Origin of the sequence: Caldalkalibacillus thermarum (assembly GCF_014644735.1) — a bacterium.
Lineage (GTDB): Bacteria > Bacillota > Bacilli > Caldalkalibacillales > Caldalkalibacillaceae > Caldalkalibacillus > Caldalkalibacillus thermarum.
Map to the genome: position 1 here is coordinate 1 of NZ_BMKZ01000008.1, position 23431 is coordinate 23431.

Below are 23431 nucleotides of genomic sequence, written 5' to 3' on the forward strand. Positions count from 1 at the left end.
CTCTCTTTTTGTCTTTTTTTGCTATATGGTTTTACTTACGTCTTCAAGAAAAAAATAGTCTACCAAGAAACTTAAATTGAGCAAGTTAAAACTTAAAAAATGAAACTTTTTCAGCAATCCCTAATTAAGAAACATGAGCTTAGCCCTTGCTAAGTGGCTAGCTGAAAGTTGGCTGTAGTCGGGTAAAAACTGATTGGTCGCCTCAGTCCAATTTGAAATAAGGGATAGGGAAACAAAGGATGAGCGCATTGAACGCATGATTGGCCTGCTAAAGAAGCTAAAAGGGTATGATTTGATCGTGTTGCCGGAAATATGGGCGACAGGCTATTTTTCCTTTGATCGTTATAGGGAAGAGGCGGAGCCGATCTCCGGCCCTTTTGTGCAGCGTATGGCCCAGGTGGCGCGCCAGCTGAACAGTGTTTTGTTCGCTGGCAGCTTTGTGGAACAAGCAGGGGAGCAGTATTACAATACCGGTGTTCTGTTTGACGCTAACGGTGATCTATTGGCTACGTATCGCAAAATCCACCTTTTTCGCTATGGATCACAGGAAGGGGAGCTGTTAACCCGCGGCGAGGAAATTACAGTGACTGAAACTAAGGTAGGGCGGGTAGGATTGTCTACCTGTTATGATTTAAGGTTTCCTGAACTTTTCAGGAAGCAGGTTGATTTGGGGGTGGAAATTTTTCTGGTAACCTCGGCCTGGCCACACCAGCGCTTGGCGCACTGGCAATTGTTTAATGCTGTACGAGCTGTAGAGAACCAGTGTTTTCTCATCTCTGCCAACTGTGTGGGGCACACGCGTCATGTTTTGCTGGGCGGGTACAGTCAGGTTGTTGACCCGTGGGGCGTTGTCCGGGCACAGGCGGGGGAATCTGAAGCCATTGTCACGGCTGAGATTGACCTGGATGAAGTGAAGCGGATACGGGAGCACTTTCCGCAATTAAAACACCGGGTCCTTCAGTAATACAAAACGCATGGTTTGCTGAAACCATGCGTTTTGCACATCACGGCCCATCCCTTAAGCTTGGGCCGAAACCCTGCGGCTCATCCCGTGAAACAAAAGATCGACCAGTTCGTCAACTGAAAAACATTCGGAACTGTGTGGAGGTAAAAACACACCGAGACTGGAGATGATCAGTGCCGCTGCCAGCTTGGCATTAAGCGGCCGGAACTGACCCGTTTGGATGCCAGACTCAATGATAGCCGCAATGTGATTGACAAAATCTTTCTTTTCTGTTTCCAGCCAGGAACGGAATTGGTCATTGACAAAGGCAAAATCATGAAGATGCAACTGGACCAAGGAAGGATTCTCTTGCAACAGAGAGACATGGATAGTGTACATGACTTTCAATTTGGCCCAGGGATCTGTTTCTTCAGCCAGTTTTTGTTTCAATTCAGACAGATACTTCTTAATCATGGCCTTCAACATTTCCCGCAGCAGCTCTTCTTTACTGGTAAAGTAGAGATAAACAGTTCCCTTGCCGATACCGGCATGTTGGGCTACTTCTTCCACTTTGGTTTGCTGGTATCCTTTTTGGGAAAACACCGCAAATGCACTCTCCAATATTTTTTGACGCTTGCCAGCGTCCGGGTGTATGCCATTGTCTGACATGGTCACACCTCCTTCATCACACGGGATGTGAACTGGTGGTTCAATGCGGTTCAGCCAGCAGCTTTTTTCTCTGCTTTAACCGCCTTTTAAACCATTCTGTCAACCGGTCCATATAGATGTACATGACAGGGACCACAAACAGCGTGATCAACGTTGAAAAAGATAGACCAAAGACAATCACAACCGCCATAGGGGCTTGTAATTCGGCACCTTCACCCAGGCCAAGGGCCAAGGGTGCCATGGCCAGCACGGTGGTAAGCATGGTCATCATAATGGGGCGCAGCCGCTCTTGCCCGGCGGTTAAGAGCGCGTCTTCCCGGCTCAGTCCCCGCTGGCGCAAAGTGTTGGTATAGTCCACCAGCACAATGGCGTTGTTCACCACAATGCCAGCCAGCACAATTAAACCGATAAAGGCTGGTGTACTGAACGAATGGCCGGTTACAAACAGGCCGACAATCACCCCGATACTGGTCACAGGCAAACTAAACATGATAATAAAAGGATACATCAGCTTTTCAAACTGGACAGCCATAACGGCATAAACCAAGAAGACAGCCAAGCCCAATGCCAGGGTTAAGTCACCAAAGGCTTCGATCATTTGTTCATACTGGCCGCCAAACTCATACTGGTAGCCCTCGGGAAAAGGAATCTCCTCCAGCTGGCGGCGGATATCTTCTACCACACTGCCCAAATCCCGCTCAGTGGTTAAATCAGCACTGATGGCCACACCCCGCTGCTGGTTTTGACGGGAGATCACAGGCGGTCCTTCTGTCTGTTCAAAACGGGCAATTGTATTCAGGGTGATGCTGTCACCCAACGGGGTGACCAGCGGCAGTTGGGCCAGATCCTCAACAGATTGCCGGTTCTGTTCGGAAAGTAACACGCGAACATTGATCTCTTCGCCTTCCTTGCGGATCACGGTGGCCACTTGCCCTTGAAAACCCAGGCGGATGGTTTGCATCACTTCGTTCTGTGTCAAACCATACTGACTGGCTAAATCCTTGTCTATGATCACTTGCAATTCAGGGCGGCTCTGTTCAAGAGACGTGATGATATTGGCCAGACCAGGCACTTGTGCCATGCTCCAGCTGACTTCCTCAGCCAGTTCGGCCAAGGTGTCCAGTTCGTGCCCGGAGATCTCGATTCGGACAGGTGCTTCATCCATTCCAGTGCTGTCCAGCCTACTCACCGTCACTTCAGCATCAGGAATGGACTGGGTGAGCTGACGCAGCTCCTCCATCACAGCTGTGGTGGAGCGTTCCCGCTTATCTGCAGGGAGCAGGCGAATATACATGCTGCCCCGGTTTTGGGCATTGCCCCGCATAGCCATGTTGTCTTGTCCTGCTGAGGTAAAGACCAGTTCCACTTCAGCGATGTCCAGTATCTGTTGTTCCAGTCCGGCCAGCACCCCGACCGTGTGCTCCAGACTGCTGGCGACAGGCAGTTCTACCTCTACCAGGATTTCACCTTGGTCAAGAATGGGCAAAAACTCAACCCCAATGGAAGGAACCAATGTCAAACAGCCACCGAGCAACAACAGGGTGGCCACTAGAACCGTCTTGCGATGGGCAATGGCCCAGTTAAGGGCTTGCCTGTACCGCTGACCAATAAGCGCCAGCATGGATCCCAGCCGATCGCTCAGCCGGGTAAGCCAACCTTGGGTTTCTGCTGGGGAGGAGGGCGGCATCAAGCGGCTGGCCAGCATCGGCACCAGTGTGATAGCGACCGCCAGCGAAGCCAAAAGAGTAAAGGCGACCGTAATGGCCAGCGGAAAGAAAATTTCCGCTGCCAAGCCGGTGGTGAAGATGATCGGTAAAAACACAACCACGCTGGTTAAGGTGGAAGCGATGACGGCGCTGCCAATCTCTTGGGCTCCCCGTTTGGCCGCTTCCACAGCATGAAAGCCCCGTTCCCGGTACTTATAGATGTTTTCTAAAATAACAATGGAGCTGTCCACCATTAAACCGATGCCCAGAGCCAGCCCTCCCATGGTCAATATGTTTAAGGTTTGGCCTGAAAAATAAATGAGGGTAAAAGCGGAAATCAGGGCAATGGGGATGGAAGCCGCAATCACCAGTGTGCTATGCACGCTGCGCAAAAAAACTAAAAGAATAAACACAGCCATGCTTGCGCCCAAGATCATATTGCGGACCACATTGTTTATAGACTCCCGTATAAACTGGGAGGTGTCCAAGATGGTGTTAATCTCGATAAATGAAGGCAATTCAGCTGCCAGTTTCTCCAGTTCACGCTCGACAGCCCGGGCGACGGCGACAGTGTTGGCGTCTGATTGCTTGGTGATATTAAGGCTGAGTGTGGGTTGTCCATTGACAAAGGCATATGACTGGGTTGGAGCGGTGGTATCTTTGACCTCAGCCACATCCTCCAGCCGGATCACTTCTCCTGTGGGCAATGGGATGAGCAGACCGCGCACATCTTCACTGTCCTGCAATTCCCCGATGACCCGCAAGGACATTTCCATTTGTCCGCGGGGCAGCGTGCCAGCTGATGTGCTTACATTTTCAGTTCCCAACAACTGGACAATATGCAAAAGGTTTAATTGATAGGCAGCCAGACGGTGGGGATCGACTTCAACGTGGATCTCCCGTGGTGTTTGGCCGATCAGACTGACCTGCGCCACACCCGGTAACCGTTCCAGGCGGGGAATTACTCTTTCCTCAGCCAGACTGGTCAGCTGTGCTTCGCTGACACTGCCAGACAAGCTGAGTTGGATGATGGGGAAGGCATTGGGATCAAAGCGGAACAGCGCAGGATCATCAGCTCCGTCAGGCAATGCCTGGCGTATCAGATCCAGACGGTCCCGAATTTCCAGCATGGCTTGATCCATATTGGTGCCAAAATCGTAGACCAGAATGATTAAGGATTGGTTCTGGACCGACAGTGATTGAATCCGTTCCAGCCCTTCAAGCGTGCTTAGCCCTCCTTCAAGCGGGCGGGTCACCAACGTTTCCACCTCTTGAGGTGCCGCACCCGAATAGGAGGTCATCACTACAGCAACTGGCAAATTAATGTCTGGCAACAGATCTATAGACAAATTGGTCAAGGAGATGGCACCCAGAATCATGACAGCGATCACAATGATGACAACACCGACAGGGCGATGTACTGACAGATCAGTTAATTTCATCTACATGACGCTCCTTACGTATGTCCACTTTAGCACCATCTACCAGACTATATTGGCCGCTGACAACAATCTGTTCACCCTCGTCAAGCCCGTCTTCGATCACCAGCCATTCTCCCAACTCTTCACCAACTGTGACCGGCCGGGCCCTGGCCACGCCATCCGTGATCACAAAAACGACATGACGGTCCTGGTCGTAGACGACGGCGTCAACGGGTACCATGAGTTGCGCCTCGGCAGAAGTTAAATCTGCTGTCACCCGGGCCAGCATCCCCGGCACAACCCCGTCAGGGGCCTCTGCCCAGGATATTTCCACGGGATAGGAACGGGATTGCTGGGCGGGAAGAGGGCTGATGTAACTGATTTGCCCGGAGGTGACGCTGTTCAAGGCGTTTAAGACAATCTGCACCTCTTGGCCCACTTCAATCCACTGCAATTGATCTTCACTGACAGTGGCGTGCACATAGGGCCGGGACAGATCAACAATGCTCAGCAGTGGCAGCTGGGGAGAGACAAATTGGCCCTCCTGCACGGCCAGCTCAGCAACCTGGCCTGCAATAGGAGCTGTGAGACGCGTATGCTTTTTTTGTTGCTGGGCTATTCTTAAGCCAACTTCCGCCTGTTGGACGGCTGCTTCTGCTGCCTGTACTGATTCTGTTCCTTGAGCCTGTTCCAAGGCAAGTTGAGCGGCTCGGACGCTCATTTCTGCCTGTTGCAATTCCCTTTCCCGTTGAGCCTGATTCATTTGCACAAGAGGATCTAGCACTTCTCTGAGTTGTTCATTGTCTTCATCCAGACGGATTTCGGGCGCTTCAGCAGACTGGACGGCCTGGTATGCCTGCTTAGCTTGTTCCAGCTGCAGTTCAGCTTGGCGGATCGCTTGCTGCCGCATCGCTTTGGCACTTTCCAGCTGGGCCTGGGCTGCCTGAAGCGCTGCCTCCGCTTGTTCAATACTGTTGTGAATCTCTGTTGCTTCCAATTCTACTAATAGTTGACCCGCTTCCACTTGGTCACCGTTTTGGACATGCACTTTTTTGACTTCTCCTGTCACAACGGGAAAAATGGGCAGGTGTTCCCTGGCCATCACCGTACCTGTAAATGAGATGGTCTGTTCTACGCTTTGCTTACTGACAGTATAGAACTCAACCGGGTAGACCTCTGCCTCTTCCGTTTGTACATTGGTCCCATTGCATCCGCTTAAGAGCAGGATGACGAATATCAGCAGCAGATACCACTTTCTCATCCCGTACCCCTACTCCTCTCCACAGTTTACATGATTCTCTAACAAGTATACGTTCTGACTGACGGGTCAGTCAACAGCTAAAAAATATACAAAAAGTTGTTTGTGTGGTCTAAAGAAAAGAGAGGATTGCCATCCCCTCCTGTCCACTCTCACATGTGTGCATGTTAGTCTAACGTCATGAGGTAAGCAATGACCTCTTCCTCGTGACCGCGGGCCGTTCCAGCGGGCATGCTGCCGATGCCATTCACCAGGATGTCATACAGCTCTTCACGGGTATACTTTTCGGTTATGCCATGTAAACTGGGCCCCATTCCGCCTTCCAAGTTTTCACCATGACAAGAGACACAGCTTTGCTGTACGACAGCTTCCCCTTCAGCAATCATTTGGGCATCTGCTCCCTCTGGAGCGGCTTCTTCCTCAGGGGTTTCTGTGTCCGGTTCAGCCTCATCAGGTACCGTTTCATCTTCGACTATATCCTCTTCTGGAGGCGGTTCATCGGCTGGCCTGCACCCCCCTGTCAGCAATAACGTCAACAATGTACATACCAGCATTCCTCGATAAAGGAACTTCATTTAAGTCTCCTCGCTTTCTAGAAAGGTTCAGTCAGCGTTAGTATTTGCCACTTTCATGTCAGCTATGTAGCACGAAAGAAAAAAGACAAAAAAAGATTTTCTGGCTACAGCGGCCGCACAAGAACTGGCAACTGATGCAGGATAAGGATTTGATCAGGGTACCGCTGGCAGTGCGGCCACAGCAGAAAGCATGTTGGGCCCGTTAGGTGATATAAACAGGAGAGACAGCAGTTGTAAGGGTTAGGTATAAGCAGGGCTCTCCACATCTGTCTGTATGCTTTCCAGAGCGGTGGTTTGCCACTCATCTCCATTAATGAGAACCGGGTAAAGGGTAACTTCCGGACAGCAGATGAGTTCTTCCCGCCAGCGGGCATCGGTCATTCTTAACAGTCCTGTGCCAAATTGCTCTGTCTGCTCACAGTACAGCCATTCTCCTTGACTGTTTTGGACCAACCGCTCAACTTCACGCTGCCCCTTTGTTTGTTGCCAAAAAGCAATAACGTAATCTTCTCTGTGATGACGGGAGGGTTGATGCTTTTCCGCTCCATTTTTTTGCTCTGTCCCATTTGAGTCAAGGGCTGGCGCAGGGACTTCAGAGGATGCAAATCGCCCGGGATGGGCTGGAAAACAACCGGTTTTAAACTGCTGATGGCCGAAGACAAAGTCTTCAATCATGGCACTCGCAGTTGGATGTTTGCCTGCCCCAGGGCCTTGAAAGACCAACTGGCCGACCGTATCACCTGTGACCATGACAGCATTGGTCACTCCATTCACTTGGGCCAAAGGATGGCCAGCAGGCAAGAAGACAGGCTCAACGCGCCCTTCCACTCCTGTGGCCGTCCTGAACAGGGAGGCAGTCAGCTTGAGCGTCAGGCCGAACTTTTGGGCTGCCTTCAAGTGCCAAGCTTGGACCTCGCTGATCCCACGGCAGGTAAAGCTGGAGCTGTACTCCCAGCTCCCGGTTATCAGGTAAGCTAAAATTTGCAGCTTATATAAGGCATCCCATCCTTCCACATCGCTTGTGGGATCTGCTTCAGCATAACCTAATGCTTGTGCCTCATGCAAAACATCGCTGAAAGATTTTCCCTCCTGACTCATTTTGGTCAAAATATAGTTAGTGGTTCCGTTTAAGATGCCTTGAAGTTCTGAAATATGATTAAACTTTAAAGAATTTTTTAAAGCTGCCAAAATGGGAATACCGCCGGCCACACTGGCTTCATAGCTCAGCCAGGTGCCCGCTTGGCTGGCTATTTGATGCAATCGCTGTCCCCGCTTGGCGATCAATTCTTTGTTGGCTGAGATGACAGGAATGTGATGCTCCAAAAGATAGGAGACATAAAAGTAAGCGGGATCGACCCCCACAATAGCTTCAAAGACCACATCGGGTTTCCGGGCGATAAATGACTCAAAGTCGGTCACCAGCAGCTCCTGGGGGACATTTGGACGTTCCTTACGGCTGTCCTTGATGAGAATGCTGACCACTTCTACCTCCTCACCTAGCAGCCGTTTTAGCCTTTCTTTGCCGGTGGTAATGGCTTCATAAACACCGCTTCCCACCGTACCCAAGCCCAACAATCCGATTCGCAGCATCGGCCATTCTCCTTTCGTCTGCAATTTTTTTCTTTCAATCAAGGAACCTGTCTGCTCACACGCCACAACAATCTTAAATGAAAAACCCCCTTCCGCGAGGAAGGGGGAGAATATGCCCATTAGCATCCTTCCTCTTATCTCTCGAAGATGGAACCATCTTCGCAGGAATTGGCACCTTTCCAGCCTGAGCTGGCGGTTGCCGGGCTTCATCGGGCCAGTCCCTCCGCCTCTCTTGATAAGAGTGGTGACGTCACGCTATTCAGTTGAAAGGGGGTATAAGACTTGGCAATGCTTTTAAGTCTTGAAAATTATCTTAAGATATTCGCACTTGATTGTCAATGGTTCGCAATCACTGTTTTTCTTCTGACTGCTCTTTCTTCGGGGGATACAGTGTTTTTAAATCATCCTGAACCGTTTTTTCCCAGAGGGGGACACCCACGCGGTAAGCAGAACGGGAAATCATCAGTGCGGCCACGGGCGCTGTCAAAAACACAAACAGAATTGCTAATAAAATTTTTCCGCTGAAGATCCCGTGTTGCCACCAAAAGTAAAGGAAAGCGCTGAGCATGATACAGATCACCCCGAGGGTTGCGCTTTTGGTAGCGGCATGCAAGCGGCCATAGACATCTGGAAAGCGCATCAGTCCTACGGATCCTAATAAGCAAAAAAATCCGCCGATGAAGAGGAATATACTAATGACGATCTCGATCAAGATCAAGGACAGTCCCCCTTTCGATAAATTTAGCTAAAGCGATGGTTCCGATAAAGGCTAATATACCGATCACCAGGGCCACTTCGACATAGGCCAAGGTGTTTTGAACCATGATCAAAAGTCCCACAAAACCGATTAGGTTAATGCCAATGGTATCCAATGCCACCACTCTGTCAGCGGTGGTAGGTCCTTTCAGGACGCGCAGGAAACAAATGAGGATAGAAACTGACATCATGATCAAGACCAGCCATAACACGGCTGATAGCATCAGCGGGTCACCTCCAGAATGGCCCGTTCAAAGCCCTCTTTAATGTTTTTGACCGCTTCTTCTTTGTCTTTCATGTGAATAAAGTGGACATAGATGATGTCTCCCTCCTCGGAGAAAGCCATCGATAAGGTTCCGGGTGTCAGAGAGATCAAAGCGGCTAAAGTCGTCTTTTCCCAATCCGTCTTCAAGCTAGTGGGGACCGCCACAATACCAGGTGTAATGTTGAGCCTTGGACTCAGCACGATTTTGAGCATATCGATGTTAGCCAGGATCAACTCGTATATAAACAAAGCGATTAACTTCACCAGGGCCACGACACGCTCCATATAAAAGCGGGTTCCTAAAAAGCGGCGTAACACAAACAAGAGAACAATCCCCAAGACATAACCTAACGTAAATTGCACAAAAGTGAACTCATTCTGCAAAAACATCCATAATATGGCGATGCCAATGTTAATCACAATCTGAAAGGCCATAACAACCTACCCCTTATTTTGAAAATGAGAGGCTTCAGCGCCGCCGCGCTGAAGTGAAACAGCTACTGTCCAAGCACAGCCCGGATATAAACTGTTGGATCTAAAATCTGCTCAGCGACTTCCAAGGAGAAGCGGAAAATGGGCTCGGCCCCTAAACCAAGTCCGATCGTGAGTACAATCAGCGGGGCAATGGGCCACAGCAAACCGCTCACTCTGGTCCGTGCCTGCTCCTCAGAATGTTTTTGTTCACGCCAAAAGGCATACATAAATATTTTCATCATGGAGAACAAGGTGAGCAAGCCGACGACTAAGCTGACAAAGACGATAAACCAGCGGCCTTCTTCCAGACCCGCTAAAATTAAGGCAAATTTGCTGAAGAACCCACTCAATGGCGGAATGCCTGCTAGGGAAAGGGCCGCGACTAAAAACAGCCACCCCAGCCAGGGATGGGTTTTGAGCAGTCCCCCCATTTTATGCAAATCGGTGGTGCCCGTCACTTTTTGTGTCGCTCCGGCAAACAAGAATAATGCTGCTTTAACAATGATATGGTGGGCAATATAGTAAATGGCACCAGCTAAGGCCAAGGGGGTATAAATACCCAAGCCCATCACCATATAGCCTACCTGGCTGATGATGTGATAGGATAAAATGCGCTTAAAATCAAATTGGCTGACCGCCCCTAACACACCAAAGAACATAGTGGCACCGGCCAAAGCCAGAATAATATTGTGGGTAAAGGCCGGGTCATGGGTAAAGATGAGCGTAAACGTGCGAATGATCGCATAGATTCCTACTTTTGTTAACAATCCGCCGAACAAGGCAGCAATGGCCGCTGGTGGACCGAAATAGGAGCGGGGCAGCCAGAAATAAAGGGGAAAGAGTGCGCCCTTAATGGCAAAGACCAAAAGCAAGACAATGGCAATCACATTAAGAATTCCCTGTTGGTCTGCTTCGGCGACCCGCTCGGCAATATGGGCCATGTTCAGCGTACCTGTCACTCCGTACAGGTAAGCGATGCCAACGATAAACAGAATGGATGAGAAAATATTGATGGCCACATATTTAAACGATTCCCGCAGCTGATATTTGGTGCCGCCGAACACAATCAGGATATAGGAGGCAATCAGCATCACCTCAAAGAAAACGAACAGGTTAAAAAGATCTCCTGTTAAAAAGGCACCGTTGACCCCTGTTAACAAGAAAAAGTAGAAGGGATAGAAGTAAAACTTTTCGCGGTCAGGGTGAATGGTTTTAAAGGCAAAGAACAAACAGACAAAGCCAACAATAGCACACAAGATCACCATCATCGCGGCAAATAAATCGGCCACAAGCACGATACCAAAGGGAGCAGGCCAGTTGCCCAGCTCCAATGTTTGAATGCCTTCATGATAAACAACATAGGCCAGATAGATGGACACAGCCAGCAACATTGTTACCGCGACGGCGCTGATCACATGCTGAACTGTGCGGTGTTTGCTAAAGAAAATCAGCACCACACCAATGATAAACGGCAAAAGGATGGGTACAATGACTAAGTTATTCATCGGCAGATCCCCTTAACTGGTCTAAATTGTCGGTTTGATGTTCCTTATATGTCCGGTAGGCCAAAACCAGCAAAAATGCAGTCACGCCGAAACTGATTACAATCGCTGTCAAGATCAAGGCTTGGGGCAATGGATCAGTATAACTTAACGCATCTTCTCCCAAAAGGGGAGGGGCACCTGTCTTTAGTCTGGCCATGGTTAATAAAAGCAAGTGTGCGCCATGGGACATGAGGATAAGCCCCAACACAACCCTCAGGATACTTTTGGTTAAGATCAAATAAGTGCCAACCATAAACAGGACACCGACCAAAACGGACATTAGAAGTTCCATGCCTATCGATCCTCCCCGATGGTCAGAATAGACAACAACGTAATGCCTACAACGGTTAAGTAGATACCCACGTCAAACAGCACAGCTGTAGCCAGCTCCGTCTCTCCCAGGAAAGGAAGGTCAAAGTAGTCAAAAAACTGGGTGAGGAAGGGATAACCAAGCAGCATGCTGGCCACACCCGTTCCCAGTGACAACAATAAACCGATGGCGATCATCCAGGTGTAGTTAAACGGGATTATCTGTTTGATGGTCTTCAAGTCAAAACTGAGATATAACAATAACAGCGCGGCGGCCGTCATCAGTCCGCCGATAAATCCTCCGCCTGGATTGTGATGTCCAGCAAAGAAGAGATAGATGGAGAAGGAAAGAATGATAAAGACTACAACACGAGTAATGGTATAGAGCATGACATTGTTTACTCTCATACATCTTCCCTCCCCGTCATGCGCAGTTTAACCATGGTAACCACACCCAAGGCAGCTATGGCCAAAACAAGCACTTCCAGGACGGTATCAAGCCCCCGGAAGTCAACCAAAATCACGTTGACCATATTTTTTCCGCCCGCCAGGGTATAAGAATTTTCAATGAAATAAGTTGAAATCGGCTCGAAGTTAAGATGGTGACCCGCTGCCAGTGAACCAAAGGCAATCAGCGTAACGATAGCACCCACCGCAACTGAAATGATCACATTGGTCCATTTGAAGATCGGCTTGAATGATTCTTTACGCAGCTCTGGCAAATGATAGAAACAGAGCAAGAACAAGACCACCATCACTGTCTCCACCAACAATTGGGTGAGTGCCAAGTCAGGGGCACGGAACACAACAAAGAGTAATGCCAATAAGAAGCCAATGACACCAACAGCGATAATGGCCGTCAGGCGATGGTTGATAAAAGGTACACTTAAGGTGGATAAAATAAAGACAATGGCCAGGATCCACACGTAAGTTGAAATAGGTGCCACAGATTCCATATCAATCGCCAAAGCTTGGTAACGGTAAGTGGCATAACCCAAAAGCAAAATCATGAAGACAGACATATAGGCAAAATAATCTCGCAACAAGCCCGTCATTTGTACTCGGGTAATTGCGATCGAGCCCTTTATGAGGCCCACTAGAGCACTGTCATATATATGATTGAGGGGATCGGTTTGCCGCAGACGCTCGTAGATTGACTCCCCCTTAAACATGACACGGTACAGCACTGTTCCCGCAGCAACCACACCGATGGTCATCATCAGTTCCGCATTAAAGCCGTGCCACATATAAATATGGACACCAAAGTGGTCAATGGTTTCCAGCAGCATGGGTAAAATGGAAACCATGGCGGGTTTGAGTAAGGTGTGGGACAAAACGTTCGGGAAGAAGCCCAAAATAATAACCAACGAACCCAGAATGACCGGACTGACCAGCATGCCGACCGGTGCTTCGTGAGGTTTTTTATCCAGTTTTTCCGGCTGATATTTCCCGGTAAATGTTTTAAAGAGCAAGATCATGCTGTAGATAAAGGTAAACACACTGGCCACCCATGCAATGACAGGAAAAAGCAGTCCCCATGTTTCCATGTTGAAAATGTCTAATTGGGCAGCTCGGAGCACAGCTGTAAAAAACATCTCTTTACTCAGAAAGCCGTTAAAGGGGGGCAGGCCAGCCATAGATAAAGAGCCGACAACCGCTAAGGTGAAAGTGACCGGCATGAAAGTCATCAAACCGCCCAGCTTGCGAATATCACGTGTGCCTGTTTCGTGATCCACAATGCCGACCACCATGAACAAACAGCCCTTAAAGGTGGCATGGTTGATGAGATGAAAAACAGCGGTCAGGGTGGCAATTAAATACAGTTCAGACTCCGGTGAGCCATAGCCAAAGTGAACAGCACTGGAGCCAATGCCCAGCAAACACATGATCAGGCCCAACTGGCTGACCGTGGAGAAAGCCAGGATCGATTTTAGATCCGTTTGCTTAATGGCAGAATAAGAGCCCCAGATTAAGGTGAACAAACCAAATCCAGACACGATCCAGAACCATTCTGCTCCTCCGGCAAAAACAGGCGTCAGGCGAGCAACCAGGTAAATCCCTGCTTTGACCATGGTGGCCGAATGCAAATAAGCACTGACAGGCGTAGGGGCTTCCATGGCATCGGGAAGCCAGATATGAAAGGGAAATTGAGCAGATTTGGTAAACGCGCCCAACAAGACGAGCAGCATGGCAGGCAGAAAGAGGGCATGTCCAGCAATTACATCTGCCTGAGCGATCAGTTCACGAATGCTGAACGTTCCGGCCATCACGTACAGAAGTGAAAAGCCAGCCAGCATGGCGAAACCGCCAAAAACGGTGATTAACATTGATTTTTGGGCCCCATAACGGGATTTTTCCCGGTGGAACCAATAGCCGATCAAAAGAGATGAAGCCAAACTAGTCAATTCCCAGAACACGTACAACACAATTAAATTATCGGCCAAGACCACGCCCAGCATGGCGCCCATAAACATTAGCAGATAAACATAAAAGTTGTTTAATGCTTCCGTTTTTTTAGAAAGATAATAGATCGAGTATAAGACGACCAGGGCGCCAATTCCTGTAATCAAGAGAGCAAAGAGGAGCCCTAACCCGTCTACATAAACAGTAAAGTTGATCCCCAGTGACGGCACCCAGGCCATTGTTTCCATAATGGACTCTCCGTTAGCAACCGACGGCAAAAATTGAATAAGATACGCAAAAAGGAGAACAGGCAAAAGCAGAACAAACCAGCCTGTATGAATCTGACGCAAGTATCTGTATAAGAAAGGCACAACGATGGCCATCAAAAAAGGTGCCAATACGGCGAGATGCAGCAAGGTCAATGATGATACCTCCTTTACCCTCTCCTAAATGATCCCCTCTGAAAAATCCCTTTAAATTATAGCGTAAAATTTTTGCCCTTGCACCTTATGGTGTCTCATCAATTAAAATTTCACTCTTTTTTTGTGGTCTTATAAATAAGAAGGAAAACAGCAAAAAATTATTTGTTAAAATTTTGTGAACAAAAGGTGATAAACAGCTTTGAGGTATAAACTCTTTTTTTTTTTACCAAGATAAAAAAAGGAGTGTGGAGCAAAAATGTGGACAAAAGCTGGTGTTGCCTTAGGTATTTTCATCGTGCTTTTAAGTTCTGTCTGGTATTACGATCAGATCATTCTGCGTGACAAACATCCTTCCTTGCAGCTGATTAATGACCCTGATCAGGATGGCATTGAGATTCAGCAAATCAATCCTGAGCATTTATATTTGGAACCCATCATTGAGCCGTTTAAACCCCGGGAGTATATACGTATTTATGAACTGCCTTTACCTTAGCATCCTATATGGGATGCTTTTTTTGCTGACTAGAGAAGAAAAAGAAGCGAACACGGTCCAATATTTTGTTACAATATGGTATGATGGACTGGTTGGAGGTGACGTTGGTTGTTAAAGCAACTTCTGCCGGATTTGTATGTTCCCTCGGTGTATGATATTGACCTTGAAGCCTTAAAACAACGAGGGGTGAAAGGCATCATTACCGACTTGGATAATACCCTGATTGAATGGGATCGTCCCAGTGCCACCCCTGAGCTGGCCGAATGGCTCAAAAAGGTGGAGCATATGGGTTTTAAAATTGTGGTGGTATCAAACAATAATGAAGACCGGGTGAGGCGCTTTTGCCAGCCGTTAAGCATCCCGTTTATACATAAAGCGAGAAAACCGTTCCATTTTGCATTTAAGCGGGCGCAGCACATGATGAACTTGTCCTCCCGGGAAGTGGTGGTGATCGGCGACCAATTGCTGACCGATGTGCTGGGAGGCAACCGCCTGGGGTTATATACCATATTGGTTGTGCCTGTAGCGGATACAGATGGCTTTTTTACCCGCATCAACCGGCGCATTGAGCGCATTGCCTTTTATTGGATGAGAAAAAAAGGTATGCTGACCTGGGAACAAGAAGAGGGAAGGAGGTAAAGATATGGCCGTGTTCTGTACAGGATGCGGGGTGAAGTTGCAAAGTGAAAATCCTGGGCAATCAGGATATGTTCCTGCTTCAGCTTTGGAAAGGGAACAAGTCATCTGCCAGCGCTGTTTCAGAATCAAGCACTACAATGACTTGACGCCAGTACCCATGGACCATGATGAGTTCATACATATTTTGCACCGGATCGGGGAAGCGAGAGCCCTGGTGGTGAAAATTGTCGATCTGTTTGATTTTAATGGCAGCTGGCTGCCCGGTCTGATGCGTTTTGTCAATTTTAACCCTGTTGTGCTTGTCGTCAATAAAACAGACCTGTTTCCCCGTGTCAACTGGGGGCGGATTGAACAGTGGGTTCGCCGCCAAGCCAAGGAAGGGGGGCTAAAACCGGTTGACGTCGTCTTTTGCAGCGCAGAGAAGGGAACAGGTATTCAAGCATTGATGAAATCCATTGAACAGCACCGGCAGGGGGGAGATGTGTATGTAGTTGGCGCCACTAATGTGGGCAAATCGACCTTGATCAACCAGATTTTAAAGCAGGCCGGAGCGGAGAAAGCCCCGGTTTTAACCACGTCCAGATTTCCAGGAACAACATTGGATATGATTAAAATCCCCCTTGATGATGGACAGGCTCTGTATGACACCCCTGGTGTGATTAATGACCACCAAATGGCCCATTATGTCGCTTCCGAAGATTTGAAAGTCATTTTACCTAACAAGCCGCTTAAGCCTAAAGTTTACCAGCTTAATCCCCGTCAAACTTTATTTTTCGGGGGATTGGCCCGGCTGGATTTTGCGAGCGGAGAGCGTCAATCTTTTGTCTGTTATATGTCTAACGAGCTTCCTATTCACCGTACCAAATTGGAGAAAGCGGATGAATTGTATAGCAAGCACCTTGGCGGAATGTTGAGCCCTCCCGGGAATGAATCGCTAAAGGAGTGGGGACCTCTGGATCAACATACCTTTAGTCTGAAAGATGAACCATGTGATATTGTCTTTTCCGGTCTGGGGTGGGTAGCTGTAAAGGGGACGGGAGCCCGGCTGACAGCCTACGCCCCCAAAGGGGCAGGCGTCTATGTACGCCCCTCGATGATTTAGGCCCAATCTGTCCCTGTATTTAGTTTTACGTCAGTGGCTTAAGGAAAATGAGTATCTATGAGCTGGGAGAGGAGGAATGGGGGTGTCCGCATCACAAAAACAGTTATTCGGGTTGTTTGCCCACCCGGTTGGCCACAGCTTGTCTCCCGTCATGCACAACAGGGCTTTTCAAGCATTGGGGTTACCGTTTTATTATCATCCTTTTGATATTCCTCCTGAGCGCTTGCCGGAGGCGGTTGCCGGATTAAAAGCGCTGGGCATCAGGGGAATTAATGTGACCATTCCCCATAAGGAAAACATTGTTCCCCTGCTGGATGAGCTGGATCCCGAAGCGGAAGCGATTGGGGCAGTCAATACGGTTGTTTTGTCTGAAACAGGCCGGTTGACCGGGTATAATACAGATGGAGCCGGTTATGTGCAGTCGTTGCTTTCGGAGACAGGGATCAACTTGAAAGAGACAAACGTCCTGCTGTTGGGAGCCGGTGGCGCAGCAAAAGCGATTGCGGTCTATCTGATTAAACACGGCTGTGCCAGTTTGACCATTGCCAACCGGACGGAACACAAAGCCGAAACATTGGCGCACCATGTTCAGCGTTACGCCGCTCAGAGCCATGCTGGGAAAAGGAGTTCCTCACCCGTGCGGATTAATGTCCACAGCTGGTCCCAGCTGGACCGAGACGGGGTGAAGGCATACCAGCTGATCATCAATACCACGCCTGTCGGGATGTGGCCTAATGTGGGGCAGGTCCCTCTCGAACTGAAAGAACTTTCTCCGGGAACCATTGTCAGCGACATTGTTTACAATCCTCTGCAGACTGCGTTTTTAAAGGCGGCTGAACAACTTGGCGCACAGGTTCACCACGGGTTGGGCATGTTCATCTATCAGGGGGCGTTGGCCTTCAAACTGTTTACCGGGTATGAAGCCCCCCTTGAGGTCATGCGCAAGGTTGTGAAGGATCAGCTCAACTTATCGTCATCGCAAGGGAAATGAGATCGAAGGAGGGAAGAACATGCTAACCGGAAAACAAAAGCGTTATTTGCGTTCACTGGCCCACCATCTGAATCCTATTTTCCAGGTGGGCAAAGGGGGCGTCAACGACAATATGCTGCAGCAAATCAAGGATGCGCTTAAAGCCCGGGAACTGATTAAGGTATCCGTTTTACAAAACTGTGAGCAGGACAAACATGAGGTGGCTGAAGAGTTGGCCCAGGGCACCGGGGCTGAACTGGTTCAGGTTATCGGCAAACAGATTGTGCTGTACAAAGAGTCGGAGGAAAACAAGCAGATTGAGTTGCCGTAAAATTGGCCTCTTGGGCGGAACATTCGACCCGGTGCATCTTACCCATTTGCACATGGCTGAAGTGGCCCGGGATGAATGTCAATTGGATGAAGTCTGGTTTGTGCCTGCCAAGGTGCCCCCTCATAAGCAAGGATGCCCTATTACACCGGGAGAGACGAGGATTGAGATGCTTAAGCTGGCGCTGAAAGGTATTCCTTATTTCAAACTCTCTCTGGTTGAGTTCGAACGGGAAGGGCCGTCGTATACGATTGACACCGTTAAGCATTTGCAACGCCGTTATCCTGAGTGTCGCTTTTACTTCATTATTGGCGGAGACATGATAGCCGAACTGCCTGCATGGCACAAAATTGAGGAACTGGTTCAGCTGGTAAGATTTATTGGCGTGGGACGGCCGGACGTCACTCGTAAAATTAGCCACCCATGGGCACGTTATGTCCACCAAGTGGAGATGATTCCCTCCCATCTGTCTTCCTCCCTGATCCGCAAGCGGAGGCAAGAGGGAAAAAGCATTCGTTTTCTAGTGCCTGAGCCTGTATACGAGTATATTGAACGTCACGGCTTATATCACACGAGTGGCAAATACAGCCGAAACAAAGGAGAATGATGGATGTTTGCCCAAAGGAAACTGAACCGGGAAGAAATGTTTGCACAAGTGAAAAAGGTATTAACTCCTCACCGTTACCAGCATACGATTGGAGTCTGGCAAACAGCTGTCCGCTTGGCAGAGCGGTATGGTGCCGATGTGGAGAAAGCAGAAGCAGCTGCCATTTTCCATGATTATGCGAAATACAGACCAGAGGGTGAAATGCGCAAGCTGATTGAAACGGTAAGAGAGATTCCTAATGACTTGGTGGAGTACAACAAAGAATTATGGCATGCCTTTGTAGGCGCTTATGTGGTCAAGCATGAAGTGGGGCTCCAAGACGAAGAAGTGCTGGCCGCGATCCGTTATCATACCACGGGAAGAACTGGCATGACCCCGCTGGAAAAAGTGGTTTATCTGGCTGATTACATAGAACCTGGACGCTCCTTTCCCGGAGTGGACGATGTGCGGCGGACAGCTGAAGAGGATCTGGACCGGGCAGTATACATGGCTTTGGAGAGGACCATCCGTTTTCTTGAAGAAAGAGGGGAAAAAGTGTATCCTTTGAGCAGAGCTGCTTATGAAGACTTGAAAATTAAGGAGGAATCCCATGGAGACTCAGGACCTTCTTAAAGCGGTGGTGGATAGCGCCGAAGATAAAAAAGCCCAGGATATTGTGGTGCTGGATATTAGAGGGTTGTCTGTCGTTGCCGATTATTTCGTGATTTGCCACGGGAACTCGGAAACACAAGTACAAGCCATAGCTGAGGCTGTGCGGGAAAAGGCTGAGGAAATGGGATTAAATCTCAAGCCGCTGGAAGGCTTTGAGCAGGCCCGCTGGGTGTTGATTGATCTGGGAGATGTGATTGTTCACGTCTTTCACAGGGAAGAGCGTGAGTTTTATAATCTGGAAAAAATTTGGGCAGATGCGCCCCGCCTGGCTTGGTCAGCTGAAAGATAAACAAGGTTTAAGCTGAGCCGCAAACGGAAAAAATAAACAGTAAAAACAATAAAAAATCCCTCGAAAAATGTTGACATGCCTTCTGGTTGTTGCATATAATTCATACTAAAATACTATCAATCCCTATTGACAGACGAATATCAGGGTAAAGGGCGATGAGCAGGAGTAGTAGCTTCTGTTTTGCTTTACAGAGAGTTGACGGGTGGTGCAAGTCAACAAGCAAAAGGAAGCGAACTCGCCTGTGGAGTCCGTAAAGGTGAAGCTGAGTAGCCTTTACCGTTTTCCGCGATAAGGAGCAATGAGGAAACAGCAGTGTTGCCTGATCATTTGTAAATTAAAACATTTTTCACAACCATGCTGCTGTTTCGAATTAGGGTGGTACCACGGGAAGGTAGTTAACGTGAACAAACCTCTCGTCCCTAGCCAGAAGGCGCTGGGGGTGGGAGGTTTTTTAGTGACATCCACCGGTTTTGTTCAGCTGGTACATAAGTTTTCAAAAACATCAAGAGATAGAAGGAGGTTGCGGCATGTCCAAAGCAGGTTCAAGTTATCCCTTCCGTGACATTGAACGGAAGTGGCAAACGTACTGGGAAGAAAACAAAACTTTTAAAGCGACCGATGATCCGGATAAAGAGTATTTTTACGTACTGGATATGTTTCCCTATCCTTCCGGTGCCGGACTGCACGTGGGCCATGTGGAAGGATATACGGCCAGTGATATTGTGGCCCGTTACAAGCGGATGAAAGGCTATAATGTATTGCACCCTATGGGCTGGGATGCCTTTGGCCTGCCTGCCGAGCAGCATGCTTTAGAGACCGGTGAACATCCGCGGGAGATAACCAAGCGCAATATTGACAACTTCCGGCGCCAGCTCAAATCCCTAGGCTTTTCCTATGACTGGGACCGAGAATTTAGCACCACGGATCCAAAGTATTACAAGTGGACCCAGTGGATTTTTTTGAAACTGTACGAAAAAGGATTGGCTTATATCGATGAAGTGCCAGTCAACTGGTGCCCTGCCTTAGGCACAGTCTTGGCCAACGAGGAAGTGATCGATGGCAAGAGTGAACGGGGCGGCCACCCGGTCATCCGCAAACCGATGAAACAATGGATGCTCAAAATTACGGCTTATGCTGACCGTTTGCTGGAAGATTTGGATGAGCTGGATTGGCCTGAAAGCATCAAGGAGATGCAGCGGAACTGGATCGGCCGCTCGGAGGGGGCCAACATCACCTTCCGCGTTGACGGCCATGATGAAAGTTTTGTGGTCTTTACCACCCGCCCAGATACGTTGTTTGGCGCCACCTATTGCGTATTGGCACCGGAGCATCCGCTGGTAGATAAAATTACCACCCCTGAACACCGTGAAGCCGTCAAAGCATACCAGGAGCAGGCAGCCCGCAAGAATGACCTGGAGCGCACTGAACTGCAAAAAGAGAAAACCGGCGTGTTTACTGGTGCCTACGCCATCAACCCGGTTAATGGGGCCAAACTGCCCATTTGGATTGCTGACTATGTGCTGGCCCATTATGGCACAGGGGCCATTATGGCCGTTCCCGGACATGATGAGCGTGACCATGCGTTTGCCAAAAAATATGATCTGCCTATCGTGGAAGTGGTCAAAGGGGCGGAGGATATTCAAGAAGCCGCCTATACAGGAGACGGGGAGCACATCAATTCCGGGTTTTTAAATGGCTTGTACAACAAAGAAGCGATCGAAGCGATGATCAACTGGCTGGAAGAAAAAGGGATTGGCGAGCGCAAAGTCAGTTACAAGATGCGCGACTGGCTGTTCAGCCGCCAGCGCTACTGGGGAGAACCTATCCCTATTTTGCATCTGGAAGACGGCAGCATAAAACCTGTCCCTGAATCAGAATTGCCCTTGACTCTGCCGGAAGTGGACGAGATTAAACCGTCTGGCACCGGTGAATCGCCGCTGGCCAATGTGGAAGAATGGGTCAATACGGTCGATCCTGAAACAGGAATGAAAGCACGGCGGGAGACCAATACCATGCCCCAATGGGCCGGCAGCTGCTGGTACTATTTGCGTTTCCTTGATCCCCATAATAAAAAAGAACTGTGTTCAAAAGAGCAGCAGGAAAAATGGCTGCCTGTGGATCTGTATATTGGCGGTGCTGAGCATGCGGTTCTCCATCTTTTGTATGCCCGTTTCTGGCATAAGGTGTTATACGATCTGGGTCTGGTCACCACCAAAGAACCCTTTAAGAAACTGGTGAACCAGGGGATGATCCTAGGTGAAAACAATGAAAAAATGAGCAAATCCAAAGGCAATGTGGTCAATCCTGACGATGTGATTGAAGAATACGGGGCCGACACGTTGCGGGTGTACGAGATGTTTATGGGTCCGCTGGAGGCCAGCAAACCGTGGAGCACGGATGGCTTGGAAGGGGCTCACCGCTTCCTTAACCGCGTCTGGCGCCTGGTGATGACAGAGGATGGCACTCTGGCTGACAATATCCAAGATGTAGAGGGCAGCGAAGCGTTTCAGCGCATCTGGCACCAGACGATCAAGAAAGTGACCGAGGATATTGAGGGGCTCCGGTTTAATACAGCTATCAGCCAGTTGATGGTCTTTGTCAATGAGGCCTACAAACAAGACGTATTGCCCAAACGGGCCATTGAGGACTTTGTTAAATTGCTGTCCCCCATTGCCCCCCATATCTGCGAAGAAATGTGGCAGGCTCTCGGTCATCAAGAGACGCTGGCTTATGAGCCCTGGCCCACATATGACGAAAGCTTGCTGGTGGAAGACAGCGTTGAAATTGTGATTCAGATTATGGGCAAAATCAAGGCACGCATGGAGGTGCCGGTTGATTTAAGCAAAGAAGAGCTGGAACTGAAAGCCCTTGAACATGAAAAAATTAAGGACGAACTGGAAGGAAAAACCATCCGCAAAGTGATTGTAGTTCCCAATAAATTGGTCAACATTGTGGCAAATTAAAGACTAGCATCATGCCCTAATCCCTGTTAGGAAGGGGTTAGGGCATTTTATGCTCGGCATGCGGAAGAAGGCATAAAAAAACCGGAACATTTTCTTTTTTCTTTACGTAAGTAGACAGGATTTTTAAAAAACATGTAGAATAGTGTTAAAAAAGATAAAAAGAAAAGGCATGTTTCGAAGCGCAACAGGTTAGGTGGATGTTTTGTAAAACATTTCTTGCACCAGTTCCACATCTTCGTTGAACTTAAGCTGAGTCGCTTTGAACAGTTTATGGAACATGTCATCCACTTCCCGTTCCAGCACGCTGATGCCGACACCGGTAACGCCCCCTGGCACACACACCCTCTCTTGCAAAGACTCCAGAGTAAATTTGTTTTTGGCCATGAGTGCTCCAAAACCGATCATCATCTGGGTGAAGAGGGTGACCGCTTTATCCCGGGGAATTCCTGTTTCTTCTACAGCAGCGTCAATCATCCGTTGCAGAAGGAAGCTGATAAAAGCCGGGCCGCAGCTGGCAATATCAGCAGAGATACGGGTATATTTTTCATCCAGCCACAGGGGGTGGCTGATCGATTTCATCAGCTGGAAGAGGACATCTTTATCCCGTTCGGTCAGGCGCTCGCCGGCCATGATCAGGGAAGCCCCTCGCCCTGCGGAATTCGTAATGCTTGGAATCACTTTGGCCACTTTCGCTTTTAATTTCCGTTCCAAGTCTTTAATTTCAACGGGGCTTGTGATGGAAACAATGAGGTGTTCTTCATGCACCTCATCCTTGATTTGGTCAATGACCGTTTGGAATTCAAGCGGCTTAATGCAGAGAAAGATAATGTCGGCTCTCTGTACCACACGGACGTTGGAAGGATAAGCGTGTAAACCTGTGTATCTTTTAGCCAGCGCTTTAACTTTGTCAAATGTCCGGTTAGAGGCATGGATTTGTGACGGCAATAGGGCTTTGGTTTCAATAAAGGCTTCGATCAGGATACTGCCCATGCTTCCCGTGCCAATAAAACCGACGCGCATACTCCAATCCCCCTATCCCGTTTATGTTATACAT

Annotated in this window: 23 protein-coding genes, 1 riboswitch and 1 other annotated feature; of the genes, 10 read left to right on the plus strand and 13 right to left on the minus strand. The window is 48.8% G+C overall.

Features of this window, described 5'->3' with window-relative positions:
• Positions 1-193 precede the first annotated feature (193 nt).
• On the plus strand, positions 194-964 hold the full coding sequence (locus IEW48_RS04495; RefSeq protein WP_042685613.1) for a carbon-nitrogen family hydrolase: 771 nt from the start codon (positions 194-196) through the stop codon (positions 962-964).
• Between the two features lie 54 nt (positions 965-1018).
• Here the strand turns inward: IEW48_RS04495 and IEW48_RS04500 are convergent, their stop codons facing one another.
• The 12 genes from IEW48_RS04500 to IEW48_RS04555 all read right to left on the minus strand — a co-directional run bounded on the left by IEW48_RS04500 (position 1019) and on the right by IEW48_RS04555 (position 14335).
• Positions 1019-1612, minus strand: coding sequence for a TetR/AcrR family transcriptional regulator (locus IEW48_RS04500; RefSeq protein ID WP_188622760.1), 594 nt, complete (start codon positions 1610-1612; stop codon positions 1019-1021).
• A 40-nt stretch (positions 1613-1652) separates the two neighbouring features.
• Complete coding sequence (locus tag IEW48_RS04505; protein ID WP_188622761.1) at positions 1653-4760, minus strand: efflux RND transporter permease subunit; 3108 nt, start codon at positions 4758-4760, stop codon at positions 1653-1655.
• A complete protein-coding gene (locus tag IEW48_RS04510) occupies positions 4747-6000 on the minus strand; it encodes an efflux RND transporter periplasmic adaptor subunit (RefSeq protein ID WP_188622762.1) in 1254 nt (417 codons plus the stop codon). The genes IEW48_RS04505 and IEW48_RS04510 overlap by 14 nt, the downstream gene beginning before the upstream one ends.
• A gap of 164 nt (positions 6001-6164) precedes the next feature.
• A complete protein-coding gene (locus tag IEW48_RS16975) occupies positions 6165-6572 on the minus strand; it encodes a c-type cytochrome (protein ID WP_007505493.1) in 408 nt (135 codons plus the stop codon).
• A gap of 240 nt (positions 6573-6812) precedes the next feature.
• Positions 6813-8162 (minus strand): homoserine dehydrogenase, encoded by a 1350-nt coding sequence (locus IEW48_RS04520; protein WP_188622763.1) that lies wholly within the window; start codon positions 8160-8162, stop codon positions 6813-6815.
• Positions 8163-8293: 131 nt separating this feature from the next.
• Positions 8294-8404: riboswitch (SAM riboswitch) on the minus strand.
• A 107-nt stretch (positions 8405-8511) separates the two neighbouring features.
• Positions 8512-8880 (minus strand): monovalent cation/H(+) antiporter subunit G, encoded by a 369-nt coding sequence (gene mnhG / locus IEW48_RS04525; RefSeq protein WP_007505497.1) that lies wholly within the window; start codon positions 8878-8880, stop codon positions 8512-8514.
• Positions 8855-9142 (minus strand): Na(+)/H(+) antiporter subunit F1, encoded by a 288-nt coding sequence (locus IEW48_RS04530; RefSeq protein WP_007505498.1) that lies wholly within the window; start codon positions 9140-9142, stop codon positions 8855-8857. The genes mnhG and IEW48_RS04530 overlap by 26 nt, the downstream gene beginning before the upstream one ends.
• Entirely contained in the window at positions 9142-9618 is a 477-nt protein-coding gene (locus IEW48_RS04535) for a Na+/H+ antiporter subunit E (RefSeq protein ID WP_007505500.1), read from the minus strand. The genes IEW48_RS04530 and IEW48_RS04535 overlap by 1 nt, the downstream gene beginning before the upstream one ends.
• Before the next feature lie 62 nt (positions 9619-9680).
• The gene (locus IEW48_RS04540) at positions 9681-11162 is read right to left on the minus strand and encodes a Na+/H+ antiporter subunit D (protein ID WP_007505502.1); all 1482 of its coding nucleotides are present in this window, start codon (positions 11160-11162) and stop codon (positions 9681-9683) included.
• Positions 11155-11493, minus strand: a complete 339-nt coding sequence (locus IEW48_RS04545) for a Na(+)/H(+) antiporter subunit C (RefSeq protein WP_007505504.1) — start codon at positions 11491-11493, stop codon at positions 11155-11157. Before IEW48_RS04545 ends, IEW48_RS04540 begins: the two co-directional genes overlap by 8 nt.
• Positions 11494-11495: 2 nt before the next feature.
• Positions 11496-11918: a Na(+)/H(+) antiporter subunit B gene (locus IEW48_RS04550; RefSeq protein WP_188622764.1), complete on the minus strand. Its 423-nt coding sequence runs from the start codon at positions 11916-11918 to the stop codon at positions 11496-11498.
• Positions 11915-14335, minus strand: a complete 2421-nt coding sequence (locus tag IEW48_RS04555; protein WP_188622765.1) for a Na+/H+ antiporter subunit A — start codon at positions 14333-14335, stop codon at positions 11915-11917. Before IEW48_RS04555 ends, IEW48_RS04550 begins: the two co-directional genes overlap by 4 nt.
• Before the next feature lie 256 nt (positions 14336-14591).
• Here IEW48_RS04555 and IEW48_RS04560 point away from each other — a divergent pair, with 256 nt between their 5' ends.
• The 9 genes from IEW48_RS04560 (at position 14592) to leuS (ending at position 22377) form a co-directional block, all read left to right on the plus strand.
• On the plus strand, positions 14592-14828 hold the full coding sequence (locus IEW48_RS04560; RefSeq protein ID WP_007505507.1) for a hypothetical protein: 237 nt from the start codon (positions 14592-14594) through the stop codon (positions 14826-14828).
• A gap of 108 nt (positions 14829-14936) precedes the next feature.
• Entirely contained in the window at positions 14937-15467 is a 531-nt protein-coding gene (locus IEW48_RS04565) for a YqeG family HAD IIIA-type phosphatase (protein WP_188622766.1), read from the plus strand.
• 4 nt (positions 15468-15471) lie between these two features.
• Positions 15472-16569 carry a ribosome biogenesis GTPase YqeH gene (yqeH, locus tag IEW48_RS04570; RefSeq protein WP_188622767.1) on the plus strand — a complete coding sequence of 366 codons (1098 nt, stop codon included), beginning with the start codon at positions 15472-15474 and terminating at the stop codon, positions 16567-16569.
• Between the two features lie 76 nt (positions 16570-16645).
• The gene (aroE, locus tag IEW48_RS04575; protein WP_371874821.1) at positions 16646-17560 is read left to right on the plus strand and encodes a shikimate dehydrogenase; all 915 of its coding nucleotides are present in this window, start codon (positions 16646-16648) and stop codon (positions 17558-17560) included.
• Positions 17561-17579: 19 nt separating this feature from the next.
• Positions 17580-17870, plus strand: a complete 291-nt coding sequence (gene yhbY / locus IEW48_RS04580; RefSeq protein WP_188622769.1) for a ribosome assembly RNA-binding protein YhbY — start codon at positions 17580-17582, stop codon at positions 17868-17870.
• On the plus strand, positions 17857-18474 hold the full coding sequence (locus IEW48_RS04585; protein ID WP_229703944.1) for a nicotinate-nucleotide adenylyltransferase: 618 nt from the start codon (positions 17857-17859) through the stop codon (positions 18472-18474). Before yhbY ends, IEW48_RS04585 begins: the two co-directional genes overlap by 14 nt.
• Before the next feature lie 21 nt (positions 18475-18495).
• Positions 18496-19086 carry a bis(5'-nucleosyl)-tetraphosphatase (symmetrical) YqeK gene (gene yqeK / locus IEW48_RS04590; RefSeq protein ID WP_371874824.1) on the plus strand — a complete coding sequence of 197 codons (591 nt, stop codon included), beginning with the start codon at positions 18496-18498 and terminating at the stop codon, positions 19084-19086.
• Positions 19064-19414 (plus strand): ribosome silencing factor, encoded by a 351-nt coding sequence (gene rsfS, locus IEW48_RS04595; protein ID WP_007505515.1) that lies wholly within the window; start codon positions 19064-19066, stop codon positions 19412-19414. Before yqeK ends, rsfS begins: the two co-directional genes overlap by 23 nt.
• A 146-nt stretch (positions 19415-19560) precedes the next feature.
• Positions 19561-19838 (plus strand) — a binding site (T-box leader).
• A 103-nt stretch (positions 19839-19941) separates the two neighbouring features.
• Positions 19942-22377: a leucine--tRNA ligase gene (gene leuS, locus IEW48_RS04600; RefSeq protein ID WP_188622771.1), complete on the plus strand. Its 2436-nt coding sequence runs from the start codon at positions 19942-19944 to the stop codon at positions 22375-22377.
• A gap of 189 nt (positions 22378-22566) precedes the next feature.
• On the opposite strand, the gene comER is transcribed toward leuS, so the two are convergent.
• Entirely contained in the window at positions 22567-23397 is an 831-nt protein-coding gene (gene comER, locus IEW48_RS04605; RefSeq protein WP_007505519.1) for a late competence protein ComER, read from the minus strand.
• Positions 23398-23431 lie beyond the last annotated feature (34 nt).

What these genes read in the sequence shown, in the direction of transcription:
- IEW48_RS04500 (WP_188622760.1), bottom strand. Translation starts at nt 1,612, where the DNA reads ATGTCAGACAATGGCATACACCCGGACGCTGGCAAGCGTCAAAAAATA.
- IEW48_RS04505 (WP_188622761.1), bottom strand. Translation starts at nt 4,760, where the DNA reads ATGAAATTAACTGATCTGTCAGTACATCGCCCTGTCGGTGTTGTCATC.
- IEW48_RS04510 (WP_188622762.1), bottom strand. Translation starts at nt 6,000, where the DNA reads ATGAGAAAGTGGTATCTGCTGCTGATATTCGTCATCCTGCTCTTAAGC.
- IEW48_RS16975 (WP_007505493.1), bottom strand. Translation starts at nt 6,572, where the DNA reads ATGAAGTTCCTTTATCGAGGAATGCTGGTATGTACATTGTTGACGTTA.
- IEW48_RS04520 (WP_188622763.1), bottom strand. Translation starts at nt 8,162, where the DNA reads ATGCTGCGAATCGGATTGTTGGGCTTGGGTACGGTGGGAAGCGGTGTT.
- IEW48_RS04530 (WP_007505498.1), bottom strand. Translation starts at nt 9,142, where the DNA reads ATGCTATCAGCCGTGTTATGGCTGGTCTTGATCATGATGTCAGTTTCT.
- IEW48_RS04535 (WP_007505500.1), bottom strand. Translation starts at nt 9,618, where the DNA reads ATGGCCTTTCAGATTGTGATTAACATTGGCATCGCCATATTATGGATG.
- IEW48_RS04540 (WP_007505502.1), bottom strand. Translation starts at nt 11,162, where the DNA reads ATGAATAACTTAGTCATTGTACCCATCCTTTTGCCGTTTATCATTGGT.
- IEW48_RS04545 (WP_007505504.1), bottom strand. Translation starts at nt 11,493, where the DNA reads ATGGAACTTCTAATGTCCGTTTTGGTCGGTGTCCTGTTTATGGTTGGC.
- IEW48_RS04550 (WP_188622764.1), bottom strand. Translation starts at nt 11,918, where the DNA reads ATGAGAGTAAACAATGTCATGCTCTATACCATTACTCGTGTTGTAGTC.
- IEW48_RS04560 (WP_007505507.1), top strand. Translation starts at nt 14,592, where the DNA reads ATGTGGACAAAAGCTGGTGTTGCCTTAGGTATTTTCATCGTGCTTTTA.
- yqeH (WP_188622767.1), top strand. Translation starts at nt 15,472, where the DNA reads ATGGCCGTGTTCTGTACAGGATGCGGGGTGAAGTTGCAAAGTGAAAAT.
- aroE (WP_371874821.1), top strand. Translation starts at nt 16,646, where the DNA reads ATGGGGGTGTCCGCATCACAAAAACAGTTATTCGGGTTGTTTGCCCAC.
- yhbY (WP_188622769.1), top strand. Translation starts at nt 17,580, where the DNA reads ATGCTAACCGGAAAACAAAAGCGTTATTTGCGTTCACTGGCCCACCAT.
- rsfS (WP_007505515.1), top strand. Translation starts at nt 19,064, where the DNA reads ATGGAGACTCAGGACCTTCTTAAAGCGGTGGTGGATAGCGCCGAAGAT.
- leuS (WP_188622771.1), top strand. Translation starts at nt 19,942, where the DNA reads ATGTCCAAAGCAGGTTCAAGTTATCCCTTCCGTGACATTGAACGGAAG.
- comER (WP_007505519.1), bottom strand. Translation starts at nt 23,397, where the DNA reads ATGCGCGTCGGTTTTATTGGCACGGGAAGCATGGGCAGTATCCTGATC.